General features: G+C 58.7%; 16 protein-coding genes and 3 tRNA genes. 17 read left to right on the forward strand and 2 right to left on the reverse strand.

The genetic code is table 11. The annotated features are described in order from the left end of the window. The first annotated feature begins 260 nt into the window (after positions 1 to 260). On the forward strand, positions 261 to 698 hold the full coding sequence (locus tag PVA39_RS14830; RefSeq protein ID WP_274124687.1) for a hypothetical protein: 438 nt from the start codon (positions 261 to 263) through the stop codon (positions 696 to 698). Further along, a complete protein-coding gene (locus tag PVA39_RS14835) occupies positions 698 to 1,099 on the forward strand; it encodes an META domain-containing protein (protein ID WP_274124688.1) in 402 nt (133 codons plus the stop codon). The genes PVA39_RS14830 and PVA39_RS14835 overlap by 1 nt, the downstream gene beginning before the upstream one ends. A gap of 49 nt (positions 1,100 to 1,148) precedes the next feature. Here the strand turns inward: PVA39_RS14835 and dinB are convergent, their stop codons facing one another. After that, complete coding sequence (dinB, locus tag PVA39_RS14840) at positions 1,149 to 2,219, reverse strand: DNA polymerase IV (protein ID WP_274124689.1); 1,071 nt, start codon at positions 2,217 to 2,219, stop codon at positions 1,149 to 1,151. A 264-nt stretch (positions 2,220 to 2,483) separates the two neighbouring features. Here dinB and PVA39_RS14845 point away from each other — a divergent pair. The 9 genes from PVA39_RS14845 to rpsU all read left to right on the forward strand — a co-directional run bounded on the left by PVA39_RS14845 (position 2,484) and on the right by rpsU (position 10,815). Then, a tRNA-Met gene (locus tag PVA39_RS14845) sits at positions 2,484 to 2,560 on the forward strand. Between the two features lie 120 nt (positions 2,561 to 2,680). Further along, a tRNA-Met gene (locus PVA39_RS14850) sits at positions 2,681 to 2,757 on the forward strand. 121 nt (positions 2,758 to 2,878) lie between these two features. Next, positions 2,879 to 2,955: transfer RNA gene (locus tag PVA39_RS14855), tRNA-Met, on the forward strand. Between the two features lie 219 nt (positions 2,956 to 3,174). Continuing rightward, positions 3,175 to 5,805 carry a bifunctional lysylphosphatidylglycerol flippase/synthetase MprF gene (mprF, locus tag PVA39_RS14860; protein ID WP_274124690.1) on the forward strand — a complete coding sequence of 877 codons (2,631 nt, stop codon included), beginning with the start codon at positions 3,175 to 3,177 and terminating at the stop codon, positions 5,803 to 5,805. Next, positions 5,805 to 7,064: a virulence factor family protein gene (locus PVA39_RS14865; RefSeq protein WP_274124691.1), complete on the forward strand. Its 1,260-nt coding sequence runs from the start codon at positions 5,805 to 5,807 to the stop codon at positions 7,062 to 7,064. The genes mprF and PVA39_RS14865 overlap by 1 nt, the downstream gene beginning before the upstream one ends. A gap of 70 nt (positions 7,065 to 7,134) precedes the next feature. Beyond that, entirely contained in the window at positions 7,135 to 8,097 is a 963-nt protein-coding gene (locus PVA39_RS14870) for an arsenic resistance protein (RefSeq protein WP_274124692.1), read from the forward strand. A gap of 142 nt (positions 8,098 to 8,239) precedes the next feature. After that, positions 8,240 to 9,565, forward strand: a complete 1,326-nt coding sequence (rimO, locus tag PVA39_RS14875; RefSeq protein ID WP_274124693.1) for a 30S ribosomal protein S12 methylthiotransferase RimO — start codon at positions 8,240 to 8,242, stop codon at positions 9,563 to 9,565. Positions 9,566 to 9,923: 358 nt separating this feature from the next. After that, positions 9,924 to 10,358, forward strand: coding sequence for a hypothetical protein (locus PVA39_RS14880; protein ID WP_274124694.1), 435 nt, complete (start codon positions 9,924 to 9,926; stop codon positions 10,356 to 10,358). 202 nt (positions 10,359 to 10,560) lie between these two features. Continuing rightward, positions 10,561 to 10,815 (forward strand): 30S ribosomal protein S21, encoded by a 255-nt coding sequence (rpsU, locus tag PVA39_RS23480; RefSeq protein WP_443200967.1) that lies wholly within the window; start codon positions 10,561 to 10,563, stop codon positions 10,813 to 10,815. A 72-nt stretch (positions 10,816 to 10,887) separates the two neighbouring features. Here the strand turns inward: rpsU and PVA39_RS14885 are convergent, their stop codons facing one another. Beyond that, on the reverse strand, positions 10,888 to 11,100 hold the full coding sequence (locus PVA39_RS14885; protein WP_274124695.1) for a hypothetical protein: 213 nt from the start codon (positions 11,098 to 11,100) through the stop codon (positions 10,888 to 10,890). A gap of 258 nt (positions 11,101 to 11,358) precedes the next feature. Here PVA39_RS14885 and PVA39_RS14890 point away from each other — a divergent pair, with 258 nt between their 5' ends. From PVA39_RS14890 to PVA39_RS14915, 6 genes are all read left to right on the forward strand, one after another. Further along, on the forward strand, positions 11,359 to 11,718 hold the full coding sequence (locus PVA39_RS14890) for a DUF6869 domain-containing protein (RefSeq protein WP_274124696.1): 360 nt from the start codon (positions 11,359 to 11,361) through the stop codon (positions 11,716 to 11,718). 85 nt (positions 11,719 to 11,803) lie between these two features. Beyond that, complete coding sequence (locus PVA39_RS14895; protein WP_274124697.1) at positions 11,804 to 12,418, forward strand: hypothetical protein; 615 nt, start codon at positions 11,804 to 11,806, stop codon at positions 12,416 to 12,418. A gap of 620 nt (positions 12,419 to 13,038) precedes the next feature. Continuing rightward, positions 13,039 to 13,452, forward strand: a complete 414-nt coding sequence (locus tag PVA39_RS14900) for a hypothetical protein (protein ID WP_274124698.1) — start codon at positions 13,039 to 13,041, stop codon at positions 13,450 to 13,452. Positions 13,453 to 13,892: 440 nt separating this feature from the next. Further along, positions 13,893 to 14,291 carry an Imm10 family immunity protein gene (locus PVA39_RS14905; RefSeq protein WP_274124699.1) on the forward strand — a complete coding sequence of 133 codons (399 nt, stop codon included), beginning with the start codon at positions 13,893 to 13,895 and terminating at the stop codon, positions 14,289 to 14,291. 476 nt (positions 14,292 to 14,767) lie between these two features. Beyond that, the gene (locus PVA39_RS14910) at positions 14,768 to 15,355 is read left to right on the forward strand and encodes a hypothetical protein (protein WP_274124700.1); all 588 of its coding nucleotides are present in this window, start codon (positions 14,768 to 14,770) and stop codon (positions 15,353 to 15,355) included. An 81-nt stretch (positions 15,356 to 15,436) separates the two neighbouring features. After that, entirely contained in the window at positions 15,437 to 16,054 is a 618-nt protein-coding gene (locus tag PVA39_RS14915; RefSeq protein WP_274124701.1) for a DMP19 family protein, read from the forward strand. Positions 16,055 to 16,199 lie beyond the last annotated feature (145 nt).

Genomic DNA, 16,199 nt, shown 5'->3' on the forward strand with positions numbered 1-16,199 from the left:
CGGCCGTTCGCGTAACCCGTAGGAGGGGCTTTAGCCCCGAGTTTTTATCAAGGCAAACAAAGAGCTCGGGGCTAAAGCCCCTCCTACAAAAGCCACGCATTCACCGGCAGTTCCTTAGCTGCCAAAATCGACGAACCTGTACTTAAAGATTCCGAACAGGTTCTAGCTATCTCAATACGACGCCTGGCCGCCCCCAGGCGTCGCCACCCCGCCCGCCCCAGTCAGGGCCTGTTAGAATGCGCGCCTCACCCGGAGGACCCATGGCCGAACACGATTTTCGCTACAACCTGCTCAACCCCGAACACACCCTGATCGAGTGCCGCGCCCTGGCTCCCGGCCGCTACCAGGTCACCGGCAACGGCGGTTCGATCAAGGGCAACGACACCCTGGTCGTCAGCCTCAAGGGCAGCCGTGACCTGAGCATGCGCCTGCAGGTCGACAAGGTCCGCCACCTGATCAACCCGCCCGGCCAGTGGGTCGCCGTCGCCCACGGGCCGGCCTTCACCGAACTGTCGATCTTCAACTGGCAGGTCACCTGCGACAGCTGCGGCAAGCAGCTGGACTTCGAGTTCGCGGTCGACAGCGCACTGGGCAAGAAGGCCCTGGCGCCAGCCGCCGATGCGCGCCTAGCCGAGCTGGGCTGGCGCAAACAGCAAGACAAACACCTGTGCCCTGCACGCGTTAACAAGGAGGCCTGATGAAACCGCTTCTCGCCCTGGGTCTGCTCGCCGCAGCCCTGGCTGGCTGCGCCGGCAAACCGGTGCAACTGGAAACCGAGCGCACCTATAGCGTGGAATGGATCGGCGAACGCCCGCTGATCGACAACAGTCACCTGACCATCATCCTCGGCGAAGACGGCCGCGCCTACGGCAACGCGGGCTGCAACCACTGGTTCGCCGGCTATACCCGGGATGGCGACAAGCTGAGCTTCAGCAACGCCGGCAGCACCCGCAAGCTGTGCGCCCCGGCGCTGATGGAACAGGAAAATCGCTTCCTGCAGAGCCTGACTACTATCGAACGCTGGGACATCTCACCCATCGACCAGCTGCGTCTATGGCCCGCCAGCGGCAAACCGATCCGCCTATGGCCGGACAAGTAACCGCTCGATAACCAGGTGAGCTGCCTCGCCCATCTGGTTATCCCTCCATCTATTGCGGCAGCGTCGTGAACAGATCCAGCTGTTCGTGCTTGCCGCGCATATCCTGCAAGCGTACGCCCACGCCCAATAGACGCACCGGGCGGTTGCCGCGCGCGTGGGCGTTGGTCAGCAACACGCGATAACTTTCCAGATCCCGCGCCGCACCGGCCTGTTCCAGGGTGGTCTGGGTGAAGTCGTGGAACTTCACTTTGACGAACGGCTTGCCGACTTGGTAGCTGCCGTCCAGGCGGGTCATGCGCCGCTCCAGTTCTTCCAGCAATGCCGGCAACTGCGCCAGGCAGGCGTCGAGATCCGGCAGATCCTGATCGTAAGTGTTCTCCACGCTCATCGACTGACGTCGGCTGTCGGTCTGCACCACCCGTTCATCGATGCCATGGGCGAGGTTCCAAAGCCGCTCGCCGAAACTGCCGAACTCGCGCACCAGGCGCAGCTTGTTCCACTCACGCAAATCGCGGCAGGTGCGTATGCCCAGGCGGGTCAGCTTGTCCGCGGTGACCTTGCCGACGCCATGGAGCTTGTTTACCGGCAGCTCGGCCACAAAATCGTCCACCTGATCCGGCGTGATCACGAAAATGCCGTTGGGCTTGCGCCAGTCGCTGGCGATCTTGGCCAGAAACTTGTTCGGCGCCACCCCGGCGGACACGGTGATATGCAGGTCGCTGGACACGCGCCGGCGGATGTCCTGGGCGATCCGCGTGGCGCTGCCGCCGAAATGCTCGCAGTTCGAGACATCGAGAAAGGCTTCGTCCAGCGACAGCGGCTCGATCTGGTCGGTGTAGTCGCGAAAGATCGCGTGAATCTCCCGGGACACCGCGCGGTATACATCGAAACGCGGTTTGACGATCAGCAGGTCCGGGCACAGTTTCAACGCATGCCCCGAAGCCATGGCCGAGCGCACGCCGTAGGCCCGCGCCTCGTAATTGCAGGTGGCGATCACCCCGCGCCGATCCGCCGAGCCGCCCACCGCCATCGGCTTGTCGGCAAGCGCCGGGTTGTCGCGCATTTCGACCGAGGCATAGAAGGCATCGCAATCGATATGGATGATCTTTCGCTGCGCCATAAACCTGAGAGAGCGGGCCAAAGGCGCCGACAAGAGAGAGGGAAACGCACCTTACTGTATATAAGAACAGCCTTCCAGCCCGAGGCTTGCCGTTCATCGTCACCAGGCCCCGTCACGAAAACGCCACAAAACCGCCTGAGACGCCCGTATGGCAGGGCCTAGGCCGCTGCAAAATGCGCGATCCGCATCGCTAACCAATTGACGGCAAAACGATTTTTTCTCGATATGCGTTGACAGCAGGTCTCAGATGAATAGAATGGCGATCGCGGGATGGAGCAGTCTGGTAGCTCGTCGGGCTCATAACCCGAAGGTCGTCGGTTCAAATCCGGCTCCCGCAACCAGATACCCAAAAAGGCCACTCAATAGAGTGGCCTTTTTGTTTTTCTGCATTCTCGATTTAACTAATTGATTAAAAAGCAGAAATCGATTGACAGAAGCCTCATCCTGTATAGAATGGCTGCCGCGGGATGGAGCAGTCTGGTAGCTCGTCGGGCTCATAACCCGAAGGTCGTCGGTTCAAATCCGGCTCCCGCAACCAGATACTCAAAAAGGCCACTCAATCGAGTGGCCTTTTTGTTTTTCCGCCCTGCCGATTTAACCGATTGATTGAAAACGCAAAAGTCGGTTGACAGCATTCTCTCCATCCCTATAATGGCCGCCGCGGGATGGAGCAGTCTGGTAGCTCGTCGGGCTCATAACCCGAAGGTCGTCGGTTCAAATCCGGCTCCCGCAACCACCTTCGAAACGAAAGCCCTGACAGTTCGCTGTCGGGGCTTTTGTTTTATGGGCATCTGAAAATCAGCCGCGCTTCACGTCGCGCGTTGATGGGCTAATCTTTGCAAGGGCCTGCCATAGACACCTTGAAGCACTTCGCTCAAGCTCATACATTGCCTGATACAAAACGGAACTTGGATTCCGCCCTTCAATCTGAGCCGCACTGCCCAAGAGGTATCCGATGCGCGCCAGCTCCGACGCTACTGCTCCACCTTCTCTGCCCAAATCTCAACTTCTGCTCTGGCGTCAGCGCCTGGATCGATACCGACAGCCGCTGGGGCTGAGTGTCGCCCTGGCCCTCTTCGTCATCGCCCTGCTCGCCTGCCGGCACCTGCTCAACGAGCTGGATCCCAGCGCCCTGCACGAATCCATCCTGGCCGTGCCCAAGCTGAACCTGCTCGGCGCTGTCGGCCTGACTATCGTCGGCTTCATCGCCTTGCTCGGCTATGAGTGGTCGGCCAGCCGTTATGCCGGCGTCAGCCTGCCCGGCCGCACATTGGCCACTGGCGGCTTCTGCGCCTTCGCCATCGGCAACGCCGTGGGCCTGTCGATGCTCTCCGGTGGCTCGATCCGCTACCGGCTGTATGCCCGGCATGGCATCGGCGGTGTGGAAATCGCTCGCATGACGGTATTCGCCAGCCTGTCTCTGGGTTGCGCGCTGCCGATTCTCGCCGCCCTGGCGGCACTCGCCGACCCGGTCGACGCGTCCGCCGCACTGCGTCTGCCGCAACCGGTATTGATCGTCATCAGCCTGGTGCTGCTGGCACTCGGCGCTGGCCTGCTGTTGAAACTGCACCGCGCACGCCTGCAAGAGCGCCCGAACACCGACTGCGTGATGGTGCGGGTCAGCCGCCACCTGCTGCGCATGCCGGGCGCGCGCCTGACGCTGCTGCAGGTGCTGATCACCCTGGCCGACGTCAGCGCCGCTGCCGGCGTGCTGTACCTGTTGCTGCCCGAAGCGCCACCCTTCACCACCTTCCTGCTGGTTTATCTGATCGCCCTGGCTGCTGGCGTACTCAGCCATGTACCGGGCGGCGTCGGCGTGTTCGAGGCCGTGCTACTGGCCGCCTTCACCAGTGAGTTGGGCGCTGCGCCACTGGCCGCTGCGCTGCTGCTGTACCGCCTTATCTATATCGTGTTGCCGCTGCTGGTCGCCTGTCTGCTGCTGCTGGGCATGGAGCTGCGCCGGCTGATCAGCGCCCGCCAGGCGATCCGCGCCGCAAGCGGTCTGGCCGCGCCGATCCTCGCGCTGCTGGTGTTCATCTCCGGCATGGTGCTGCTGTTCTCCGGCGCCACGCCGAGCCTGGACGAGCGCCTGGAGATTCTCGACTTCCTGATCCCGCACCGGCTGATCGACGCCTCGCACTTCGGCGCCAGCCTGATCGGCCTGCTCTGCCTGCTGCTCGCCCAGGGCCTGCGCCGTCGCCTGTCGGCTGCCTGGGCGATGACCTTAGTGCTGCTGATCACCGGCGCCATCCTGTCGCTGCTCAAGGGTTTCGACTGGGAAGAGGCGCTGCTGCTGAGTATCACCGGCGGCTTGCTGGCGTTGTTTCGCCCCTATTTCTATCGCCCCAGCCGGTTGATGGAGCTGCCCCTCTCGCCCTGGCACCTGGCGGCCAGCGCCTGCGTGCTCGGCGCCTCGATCTGGCTGCTGTTCTTCGCTTATCAGGACGTGCCCTACGAGAACCAGCTGTGGTGGCAGTTCGCGGTGAACGCCGATGCGCCGCGCGGCCTACGCGCCGCCCTGGGCTGCGTGCTGGTATTGGGCGTGATATTCCTGGCCTGGCTGCTGCGCGCCGCACCGCCGGCCATCACCCTGCCGCCCCGTGAGGAGCTGGACCGCGCCGCCGCGATCATCAAAGCCTCCGACCAGGCCGATGGCGGCCTCGCCCTGACCGGCGACAAGGCTCTGCTGATGCACCCGGAAGGCGACGCCTTTCTGATGTACTCGCGCCGCGCCCGCAGCATGGTCGCGCTGTTCGACCCCATCGGCACCGCGCAACGCCGTGCCGAGCTGGTCTGGCAGTTCCGCGACCTGTGCGACCGTCACCACACGCGTCCGGTGTTCTACCAGGTGCGTGCCGAGAACCTGCCGCTGTACATGGACATCGGCCTCACCGCCATCAAGCTCGGCGAAGAAGCGCGTGTGGATCTGAACCGCTTCGAGTTGGAAAGCACCGGCAAGGCCATGAAGGATCTGCGCTACACCTGGAACCGCAGCCAGCGCGACGGCCTGGTGCTGGAGTTCCACGAACCCGGCCAGGCACCGTTCGACGAGCTGCGCACCATCTCCGACGCCTGGCTGGGCGGCAAGCAGATGCGTGAGAAAGGCTTCTCCCTGGGCCGTTTCGATCCGGCCTACCTGAACCGCTTCCGCATCGTCATCGCCCGGGTCGAGGGCCGCGCGGTGGCCTTTGCCAACCTGCTGGAGACCGACAGCCGCGGCCTGGCCACCCTGGATCTGATGCGCGTGCTGCCCGATGCGCCGAAGCTGACCATGGAATTCCTCATGCTCGGCCTGATCCTGCACTTCAAGGCTGCCGGTTTCGCACGCTTCAGCCTGGGCATGGTGCCGCTTTCCGGCCTGCAACCACGCCGCGGTGCGCCGCTGACCCAGCGCCTTGGCGCGCTGGTGTTCAAACGTGGCGAGGCGTTCTACAACTTTCAGGGCCTGCGCCGCTTCAAGGACAAGTTCCAGCCTGACTGGGAACCGCGCTACATGGCCGTACCCGCCGGGCTCGACCCGCTGGTGGCACTGACCGACACCGCCGCGCTGATCGCCGGCGGCTTTACCGGACTGGTGAAACGCTGATGACCCGTACTGCCAAACGAGTACTCCCTCTCCTCGCGCTGCTACTGGCCGTGGTTGCCGGCGGCCTGTATTTCTGGCTGCGCCCGCCGGCCGCCGCCAGCCTGGCGCACCACGCGCTGGCCTCAGGCGGCGACCTGCAGGTCGCCACGCCAGGCGGCAAGGTACACCGTCGCGTGCTGCTGGTACTGCCGAACGATCAAGTGCTCGGCGATGAAGAGCTGCTGGAACTGGCGCAGTCCAACCACGCCGTTGTCGGCCAGTATCCGCTTACCCAGCAGAGCTGCGATGCGCAGAACAAGACCCTGCAGGACGCGGCCGCACAACTGGGCGGCCCGCTGAACCTGCTGGCCGGCAGCGATACCGCCGCCATGCTCGCCTGGCGCTGGCTCGCTACCCAGACTGACGACAAGGCCCAGGCGCTGTCCGTCGGCTTTTCCCTGGAAAAGTCTGATTGCGGCAACCCTCCGCCGGCAAGCAGCGGCCACGGCCACTGGCTGGCCGCCTGGAACGACAACCCGGATGACGCCACCGCGCGCTTCGTGCGCGAGCAGGCCAATGCCGAAACCCTGATTGGCGATTACGACACCGCGCCCAAGGCCCTGCTGATCGCCCAGTTACGCCGTCTGCTGCAAGGCGTCAGCGACGACCTGCCGGTGGTCGAGGTGCCCTCCACGCCGCCCGGCGATACCGTGAGCCTGTTCTACTCCGGCGACGGCGGCTGGCGCGATCTGGACAAGGCCGTGGCCGAGCAGATGGCCGAGCGCGGCTACCCGGTGGTCGGCGTCGATACGCTACGTTACTTCTGGCAGCGCAAGAGCCCGGACCAGGCGGCCAGCGACCTCTCCGAGATGATGCGCGAGTATCGCGAGAAGTGGCACGCCAAGCGTTTCGTACTGATCGGCTATTCGTTCGGCGCCGACGTGATGCCGGCGCTCTACAATCGCCTGCCCGACAGCGACAAGAAGCAGGTCGATGCCGTACTGCTGCTGGCTCTGGCGCGCAGCGGCGCCTTCGAGATTCGCGTAGAAGGCTGGCTGGGCAAGGACGCCGACGAAGCCGCCACCGGCCCGGAACTGATCAAGCTGCCGGCCGCGAAGGTGCTGTGCGTCTACGGCACCGAGGAAGCGCCGGAAAGCGGCTGCACCCAGGAGCAGAGCGTCGGCGAGAAACTCGAGCTGCCGGGCGGCCACCACTACGACGAGAACTACCCGGCGCTGGCCGAGCGCCTGATCGCTGCGATCAAGAAGCGCCAGCCCTGATAGCTGACTGGCTGCTCGACAGCCGCACAGCCAGCACCTAGGCTGTGCGGTTTTTGGCAGAGGTGGCGGCATGAGCAGGGAAACACTGGAACGCCAGCAGGTGCCCCTCTACCTGCTCGCCGTGCTGGTGGCCTGCATCGCGGGGCTGCTTGCCCCCGAACACGCCGCCAGCCTGCAACTGCTGATCACCCCGGCCATTGCCGTACTGATGTACGCAATGTTCCTGCAGATCCCCTTCCTCAAGCTGCGCGACGCCCTGATCGACCGGCGCTTCGTCGCCGCCTTGCTGGTCGCCAACTTCATCCTCATCCCCCTGCTCGTCTGGCTGCTCACCCGCCCGCTCGCCAGCCACCCGGCCCTGTTGATCGGCGCCCTGCTGGTGCTGCTGACCCCGTGCATCGACTACGTGGTGGTCTTCACCCATATCGGCAAGGGCGACTCGCAGCGGCTGCTGGCCGCCACGCCCATCCTGCTGGTGCTGCAACTGGCCTTGCTGCCGCTGTACCTGGGGCTGATGCTTGGTGACTCACTCGATGTACCGATTGCCAGCGCACCCTTTATCGAAGCCTTCCTGACCCTGATCGTCGCGCCCCTGGTGTTGGCGGTGCTCACCGAAGCGGCGACGAAATCCTCGCGGGTCGTCAGGGCCTGGAACGCTGGCTGGGCCTGGCTGCCCGTGCCTGCCATGGCGGCCGTGCTGATGCTGGTGGTGGCCTCGCAGATCACGCCCATCGTGCGTGACATCGAGCGTTTGCTGCCCGTGCTGCCGATCTATCTCGCCTTCATGTTGATCGCTCCGTTGATCGGTGCACTGACCGCGCGGCTGCTCCGCCTGCCGACCAGCACCGCGGTGGCCGTGACCTTCAGCGCCTCGACACGCAACTCGCTGGTGGTGCTGCCCCTGGCCATGGCGTTGCCCGCCGAACTCCGCGTGTTGGCGGCGGCCGCGATCATCACCCAGACACTGGTCGAGCTGATCGGCGAGCTGATCTACGTACGCGCCATTCCCGCCCTGGTCCGTCGCAGCGGGTGACCTATCACGGCAATACCTGGTTATTTCCCGCCGCACGGTAAAGATCAACTGGAAATACGGAAGAGGCGCCGCTAGAATTGCGCACTTTTTGACCAGAGGCGCCCAAAGCGCCCGGCCCGTCTTAGCCCTGAGGTTCACCTGCATGACCACCACCGCCACCCCGAAAGTTGGGTTCGTCTCCCTTGGCTGCCCGAAAGCCCTGGTCGATTCCGAACGCATCCTGACCCAACTGCGCATGGAAGGTTATGAGGTCGTGCCGACCTATCAGGACGCCGACGTGGTGGTGGTCAACACCTGCGGCTTCATCGACAGCGCCAAGGCCGAGTCCCTGGAAGTGATCGGTGAAGCCATCAAGGAAAACGGCAAGGTGATCGTCACCGGCTGCATGGGTGTCGAAGAAGGCAACATCCGTGACGTCCACCCCAGCGTGCTGTCCGTCACCGGCCCGCAGCAGTACGAGCAGGTGGTCAACGCCGTGCACGACGTGGTGCCGCCGCGCCAGGACCACAACCCGCTGATCGACCTGATCCCGCCGCAAGGCGTCAAGCTGACCCCGCGCCACTACGCCTACCTGAAGATTTCCGAAGGCTGCAACCACAGTTGCAGCTTCTGCATCATCCCCTCCATGCGCGGCAAGCTGGTCAGCCGTCCGGTCGGCGACGTATTGAACGAGGCCGAGCGCCTGGTCAAGGCCGGCGTCAAGGAACTGCTGGTGATCAGCCAGGACACCAGCGCCTACGGCGTCGACCTCAAGTACAAGACCGACTTCTGGAACGGCCAGCCGGTCAAGACGCGCATGAAAGAGCTCTGCGAAGCGCTCTCCAGCATGGGCGTGTGGGTACGCCTGCACTACGTGTACCCCTACCCCAACGTCGACGACATCATCCCGCTGATGGCCGCCGGCAAATTGCTGCCGTACCTGGACATCCCGTTCCAGCACGCCAGCCCGCGCGTCCTCAAGCTGATGAAGCGCCCGGCCTTCGAAGATCGCACCCTGGCGCGCATCAAATCCTGGCGCGAACAGTGCCCGGACCTGACCATCCGCTCGACCTTCATCGTCGGCTTCCCCGGCGAAACCGAAGAAGACTTCCAGTACCTGCTCGACTGGCTGACCGAAGCCCAACTCGACCGCGTCGGCTGCTTCCAGTACTCGCCGGTAGAAGGCGCGCCCGCCAACGACCTGGACGTCGACATCGTGCCCGATGACGTCAAACAGGATCGCTGGGACCGCTTCATGGCCCACCAGCAGGCCATCAGTACCGCTCGCCTGCAGATGAAGATCGGCCGCGAAATGGACGTGCTGATCGACGAAGTCGACGACCAGGGCGCCGTTGCCCGCTCCTGGGCCGACGCCCCGGAAATTGACGGCAGCGTATTTATCGAAGGCACCGACTTCCAGCCGGGCGACAAGGTGCGCGTGCGTATCGTCGATGCCGATGAATACGATATTTGGGCCGAGCGGGTTTAAGCCCATCGCCTTAGAGCCTGTTCAAAGTCTGGCGAGCTAGAGCAATGCAAGGCCTAGGCGGCCCCACGAAAACAGGCGAGGACGCGGAGTTTACGAGCTGTAAATGAGCAGTCCGACTGGGCTGGCAATCCAGCCTGTTTTTAACGCCGCAGTGCCGACGCGCAGCAGACTTTAAACAGGTTCTTACAAAACGCCCACTGCGTCGCATGACCCAATGGGCGTTTTTGTATTAGCGCCATGGACATGGCCGGTACAAGCCGAGTAGTGTCTTGCCAGCCCCAACTGGCGCCGACGGTCTTCAACTCGTCACCGAAACGCTAAACGCTCAAATCGGATCTGCGCTGTGAGAAAACAAGGAATGTTGCCCACCTCCCCCTTTCGCATCGCCAAGCGGCACGGTTTAGCTCCAAGCTCGACCGCCCTTCTCGCGCTGCTCATCACCTGCTGCCCAGCCTTCGCCATCACCGCCAACCCGAACATGGCAGGCGACTATGTGGGCGAGGTCGAAAACGCCGGCAAGCTGGACAAGGTCGTCACCTCTCTGCGCTGGAGCGGCAACGACACCTTGTCAGGCACCTATGTACTGACCGACCAGAATGGCGAAACCAAAGGCCGGCTCAAGGACTGCAAACGTCTGCACAGCCAGCTTCTGAAGTGCGTGTGGATAGACAAGTACGGCTACGGCCATCTCGAACTCAACTTCGATGACCGCTTCACGGAGTTTTATGGTGAATGGAGTTATCTTGGTAGTGGAGATAGGTATGTCTGGAACGGTATAAAGAAGCTGGACTAGCGGCTCCGATTTGACTCAAGAACTACTGCTATCGATACCTGAGAGCAATTCGCTGCCTTAGTTTACTGCGGGAAATTTACGAGCAAGCGCTAACCACACGCGTAAATCGTTCACTTCACTGTCAGGAAAATTTTAAAGCCCGCACCTCAACCAAACGTCAGAAGCCCAAAAAGGACAGGTGTCAGTCCAAAAAACGCTAACAATGCCAGTGACAGTAAAAATAGAGAACGACGAGTCAATTGATTTTGTGCTTAAGAAACTAAGCAGAAAAGTCAAAAGCGAAATGGATCGTCGTTGGTATAAGCGCCGATATGGTTACTATGAGAAACCGTCCACGTTAAAGCGGAAGAGCAAAAAAATGAAGAAGCTTACAATCCAATCAGGTGGCACATTGTGGCTGAAAATTGGCTTGAAAGAGCAATTTTCAAGAAATGGTGGTTCGGCCGCCGGTCGTTAGTCGTGCAATTGGTTTTAAAAATCGGTTCAAAGCCGTTCACTTCGCTCAATGGGACCGGCCAAAGCCGACCACTCAACCAAATGTTGTGTATATGAATGAATACTCCACCACAATGACAATGCTTGCGCCTGAGTTGTTAATCCTTGCAGCAGGATTTTCTTTGTTTGGCATTGCATCGTTAATATTATCAATAAGGCAGCGCTCAGCTATTGCCTTTTCATCATTCGTATTTCTCATGCTCTGCGCCATTACAACGCTCACAAAATTCTCAATAATGGCGTTCATTCCAATGCAATGCCCTAATGGTCGGTGCAATCCAACAGAGCTCAACCAGCAAATCCTAAATTTCTCGTCTTTAATAGAGCCTTATTTGTTCCTGGCCGCAGCCATTTGTACAATAATTTACATCACAAAAAAGCAAAGACATAAACCGTGTGCAAATGCATAGCAATTGGTTCAAACCGTTCGCTTCGCTCACTGGGACGGGCTAAAGCCCGCCCCTTAACCAAACGTTAGCCACCTAGTCGCCATGCGACATTACTTATGAAACTAGAAGAATTCGCAATCGAGTGGGTAAAAGCAATTGAGAACCTTGATCAAACGACAGGAATCCCATGGACTGAGTCGTTTTTGACCGATTTATGGCTCAAAGGTAAGCACGAGCAAATCTGGGAATTCATCGTCCACACATCCCAAAAGGATCTTCCTGAAAATGTGGCGGGCTACTTAGCTGCAGGGCCACTAGAAGATCTATTGGCAAGTGCTGGTCCAGTATTCATTGAGCGCGTAGAACTCCTTGCAAACTCAAATCAAAAATTCAAAACCCTACTACAGGGCGTTTGGAGAAATGAAATCGAAGAAGCCGTTTGGCTACGCATGCAAGCAATCCTTGCAAGCGGCTAACAAATGGTTCAAACCGTTCGCTTCGCTCACTGGGACGGGCTGAAGCCCGCCCCTTAACCAAACGTTAGCAGGCACAAGGAACGTTATGCCTAACCTTCAAGTTTTCTCCTGCATCATGCTTGCGTTGATCATAAGTACTCACGCGAGCGCCGCTACAGTATACGTGAACTCAGAAATGGCAGGAAAAAGCCAAGCGTTATCCGAGAAAGAGCTAAATAATCTGCACTATCGTGTAAAGCAAAAGGTACGCACCTTTGAGGGTGTAAAAGAGCACGAGTTTGAACAAACACCAACGGCGGGCTTGCGAGTTAAAGGCGGCTGGCTTGTGGGTAGCAACAGAGGGGAGTTTGGCGGTGAGCTGGCCTTCATAAGTGACACTGGCTCAAAAGAGATAGTCTTTAGTGACAATATCCATCGAATATACAATGCAAACAACTCGTTATTTGTCATCGCCGGGCTATCTCATTTGCTAACCAGCTCAGGAACAATATACAAGCTATCCCAAACACCTACTGGAATTCAGCATAAAACCCTGCACGAACTTGACGCAGAGCCTAACTATTCATTCCTAACCAGCAGCGGCGATATAGTAATTAACACAAGCACTAAAACTCTACTCTTGACCCCAGATGGCTCCCTCAAAGAAATTTCATGCAACAGCATTAAAAAACAAAAACACGCACCAGTAGGAGCCAGCTAACAATGCGCTCAACTGTCGCTCACTTCGTTCGCTGGACGTCCAAAAGCTACGCTTTTGTCCGCCAGTTAGCTTAATCGTTATATTTTAAAGCGCAATCGGAGAATTTGTGCATGATCGATATGATTTGGGGAACTATCTACTGGCTTCGAGATTACACTCACCCTATTGGATTTTCTTTAATTTTTCTCTCCAGTGTCTTGATCTACCTTTCTGGACATAGGCTCCCGGCGGTGCTATTTGCAACGTCTTCGATAGCTGTAGTTGTTACAACCTTAATGGCCTGGGCAACATATGATCCGACTCCGATAGAAGAAACTTTACCTGATGGCACATACCGAATGTCATTCTCAGAGAGCTGGTGGGAAAGCATTCAATATCCGGCATACATATGGGCCACTTTGATTACCTCCATAGCTTTCGTGATTTTATCTATTCAGCTATACAAAAACTCTTCAAGACCATAAAAAATGCACATTAGAAAACTCCAGAAGAGCTGGCACTCCAGTTCTCAACAATAAAAAACTGTATGTAGCGGTATAACAATTGGTTCAAATCGCTCGCTTCGCTCACTGGGACGGGCTAAAGCCCGCCCCTTAACCAAACGTTAGGTGCCCACTTCAATGAATTTCAAAATTGCGGCTCTATTGACTAGCTTGCTTTCTATAGTGTCCTGCGGCCCCAGTATTGATAACTCGAACGAAACAGTGGGCCTACATGTAATCTCCGGCTTTGGCGAAAAATATAGCTTTATTAGCAATAGTCCAAACGACATAGACATATCAAATACGATTGATAATCTAGATTGGGAAGGCGGTTTTCATCAGGTTATACTCGTCACCTCACCTGGAATTTCCATTGAGGTCGGCGGGAGCCTTGATCCCTCTGATGGTTTGTCGTCTGTTTATCGTGATCTAAACAAAGAAATTTACCGTGTCACAGTTGAGCCACCAGCCACTGTTGAGGAAATAAAAGCTATTCTCCTATCATTTCATTCTGGCGATAACAAATGGGAAAGCATGTATCAGTACGAATAGTGCACCTAACCAGTGGTTCAAACCGTTCGCTTCGTTCAATGGGACGGGCTAAAATCCGTCCCTTAACCAAACGTTAGAAGCAGTTACTTTTTTGGTGGTTTCATATGCACGGATGCATTAATTCATTTACTCGGCCGAACCTCACCGCAGCTGCAAGCTTTGAGCATCGGCGCACCAATCAGCTGAATGTCCGCAGCGTTTTGCAGTGGCCTTGCCGGCCCGTCGACGGAGCAAACGCCATTGACCGCCTCGCATTTCTTTAATCTGCCAACGCCCGCACGCTCATTGCCCACTATCTCGGCTCGGCTTGAGGTACATTTGGCGTCGCCTGCACATTCACTGCTCGATTTACCAGCGCATCTAACTAGTGGTTCAAGTCGCTCGCTTCGCTCGCTGGGACGGGCTAAAGCCCGCCCCTTAACCAAACGTTAGGTAGCAAAATGAGTAGTTTCGCTTACGAGGCAAAATGCGTAGTGATGGAGCAACCCGACGGTGATTTTCACCTTGTTGGTTTTGCCGATCAGAAGTTTGATACCCGTCTTTACCTGATGCTCCAACGGGCCCTCGAGCACGATGAGCAGGATCACGCCCTTGGCATGGATACGTATCACCTAGAGTGGTGCAGCCAGGATAAATCAGGATACGGCGGGATTTCTCGCTTTGAGCTCAGCCCAAATGGTGCTGACGTCACCTTTGAGCCGCAGGCTGCTGCAGCGCTAGACGACATGGATCACCTGACTATCTCTTTCCACCTGAATCAGAGTGAGTTCTTGGCGCTACGCGAAGCCCTTGGTCACATATTCAGTGGTAGCGACTGCCTTAGCGTTGCTGGTGTCTAGAAACTTATTCAAACAGAAGCCACTTCATGGCGTCTTGATTCGAACGTTATCAACCGGAACAGATCCTGTGTCACAGCTCGACGCCCCCTCATCGAAGCGGTCTCGCGCGCAACCGGCCTGGCGGTACAAGCGCTGTGCGAGAACCATCCTGAAGACTTCTACTACCTGTCGCTTATCACCACTGGCAAAGCGCACGCGCAGTTCCTTGCGGCCTGGTCGAAAGAGGTGGGGCGGCTGGATGAGCATGGTGTGTTCGCAGTGGACGGGCGCGGGAGCGGCTGCCATCAACTTGGAGGTCATGCCGCTGGACCGAACCAATACCGAGCGCGCCCTCAGGCTTAATCCGCCACCCGCACTCACACAGGGGCTGGCAGAACCCGCAGAGCGGTAGCGTAGATATCGTGTGCCCTTATTTAGCTTCAGCCACTATGCCCACAACGCCGCAGAGCCTTTCAACTACATATGCGTGAGGTGCCATGAAGTACGTCGTATTTATCAGTGACCAATCCTGCCCCGACGGTCTCTACACCGGCCCGGTCGCGCCGCAAGATGCGGACTATTTCACCCGCGGCGTAATCCCTCATCTGCAACCGCTGAGCGAAGAAGAGTACCTCGACGGGCCCGCCGCGATACTGCACACCGGTGCGCGTTACAGCTACCTACTCAGCGGCGAAGACATTTACTGGTGCGTGGAGTGGGAACCGGGCCTCGTCGTGGTGAAGTTATCGCCCGATACCAGCATGGCCTGGGCCGCGTTGCGCTCCCCCGTGCCCAACTTCGGAGGCCGTGCCGCCCTGGAGGTCGACACGGCCCAATACGATGAAGACGACGAGAACCATCAATACAATCTGGTCTTCAGAAGCTGGGATGCGCAGTTCGACGAAGACCACAGAGTCTGGGGCGCCTTTGAACCCGCATCGCCCGGCGAAGAGGCTGCGTTCAACGCAGCCACAAGGCACGCCAACACGCTTTCAGAGCAGGATCACTGCGACGACGAGGAACATCGTGAGCGCCTGCGGCGTTTTACTGTTCGCTGTGGCGAAGGCATCCGGGTCAGATATTGACGCCTGCCTGGCGCTCCCTGTCGACGCTGAGCGCCCCGAATATCGAGCCTCCGTGCAGCCCCTTTACATGAGACCAGACCCGTGTCGGAAAAATTACCCTGCAAGACCTGCGGCGCATTGATTCTTCCCACCACGGCATTGAGGACCGACGGCCTGTGCATGCCGTGCAAGCAAGGTAATCGGGAAAGCCTGGAGAAGTCGAAAGAGCGATCTCGCCAGCAGAGAGCCTACGACCCGCAGCGCGCCCACTGGCATCATCTGGTCGATAGAGCCCACGCCAGCGAGCAAGCGTTCGCGTCATTCACTCCAGAGGAAAAGCTCTACTACGCAGTCAGCGTATTGGAGGGCGAGGTGTACAACGGCGGTGTGCACCAGTTCTTCAGCAACAGCTCCGGCGCGCTGTATGAGGAGACTGTCGAGGGGCTGAAGGAACTCGGGGCGACACAAGCATTGGCCTTGCTGCAACGTGCCGCGCAGGTGCTGTTCGGCAGCAACCAACCACCTGTTGACCGTCATGAACGCTGGCAGGCCATGCCGTTCTACCCGGAAGATGAAGTGGCCACGCCACCCGCCTGGAGCATCGAGCTTGAAGAAATAGACAGGGCCTACTGGATGGATCCTGACGGTTTAAGCGAGAAACTGGAGGCCTACTTGAAAAACACCGGCCTGCTTAAGCCATTTGAAAAACCTGCCAGCTAGAGACCGTCAGGTGGGGTGGGCAACGCGAAGCTTGTTCAGCGCACTCTGCAAGTGACTGAGCGTTTAGGATCTGATATCGCCGCGGTGGATGGAAACAGCGTCATCCACCCTACCCTCACAGACAGCGACATAGCGGTAATCCATC

This window comes from Pseudomonas sp. CNPSo 3701 (genome assembly GCF_028674975.1).
In the GTDB taxonomy this organism is placed as follows: domain Bacteria; phylum Pseudomonadota; class Gammaproteobacteria; order Pseudomonadales; family Pseudomonadaceae; genus Aquipseudomonas; species Aquipseudomonas straminea.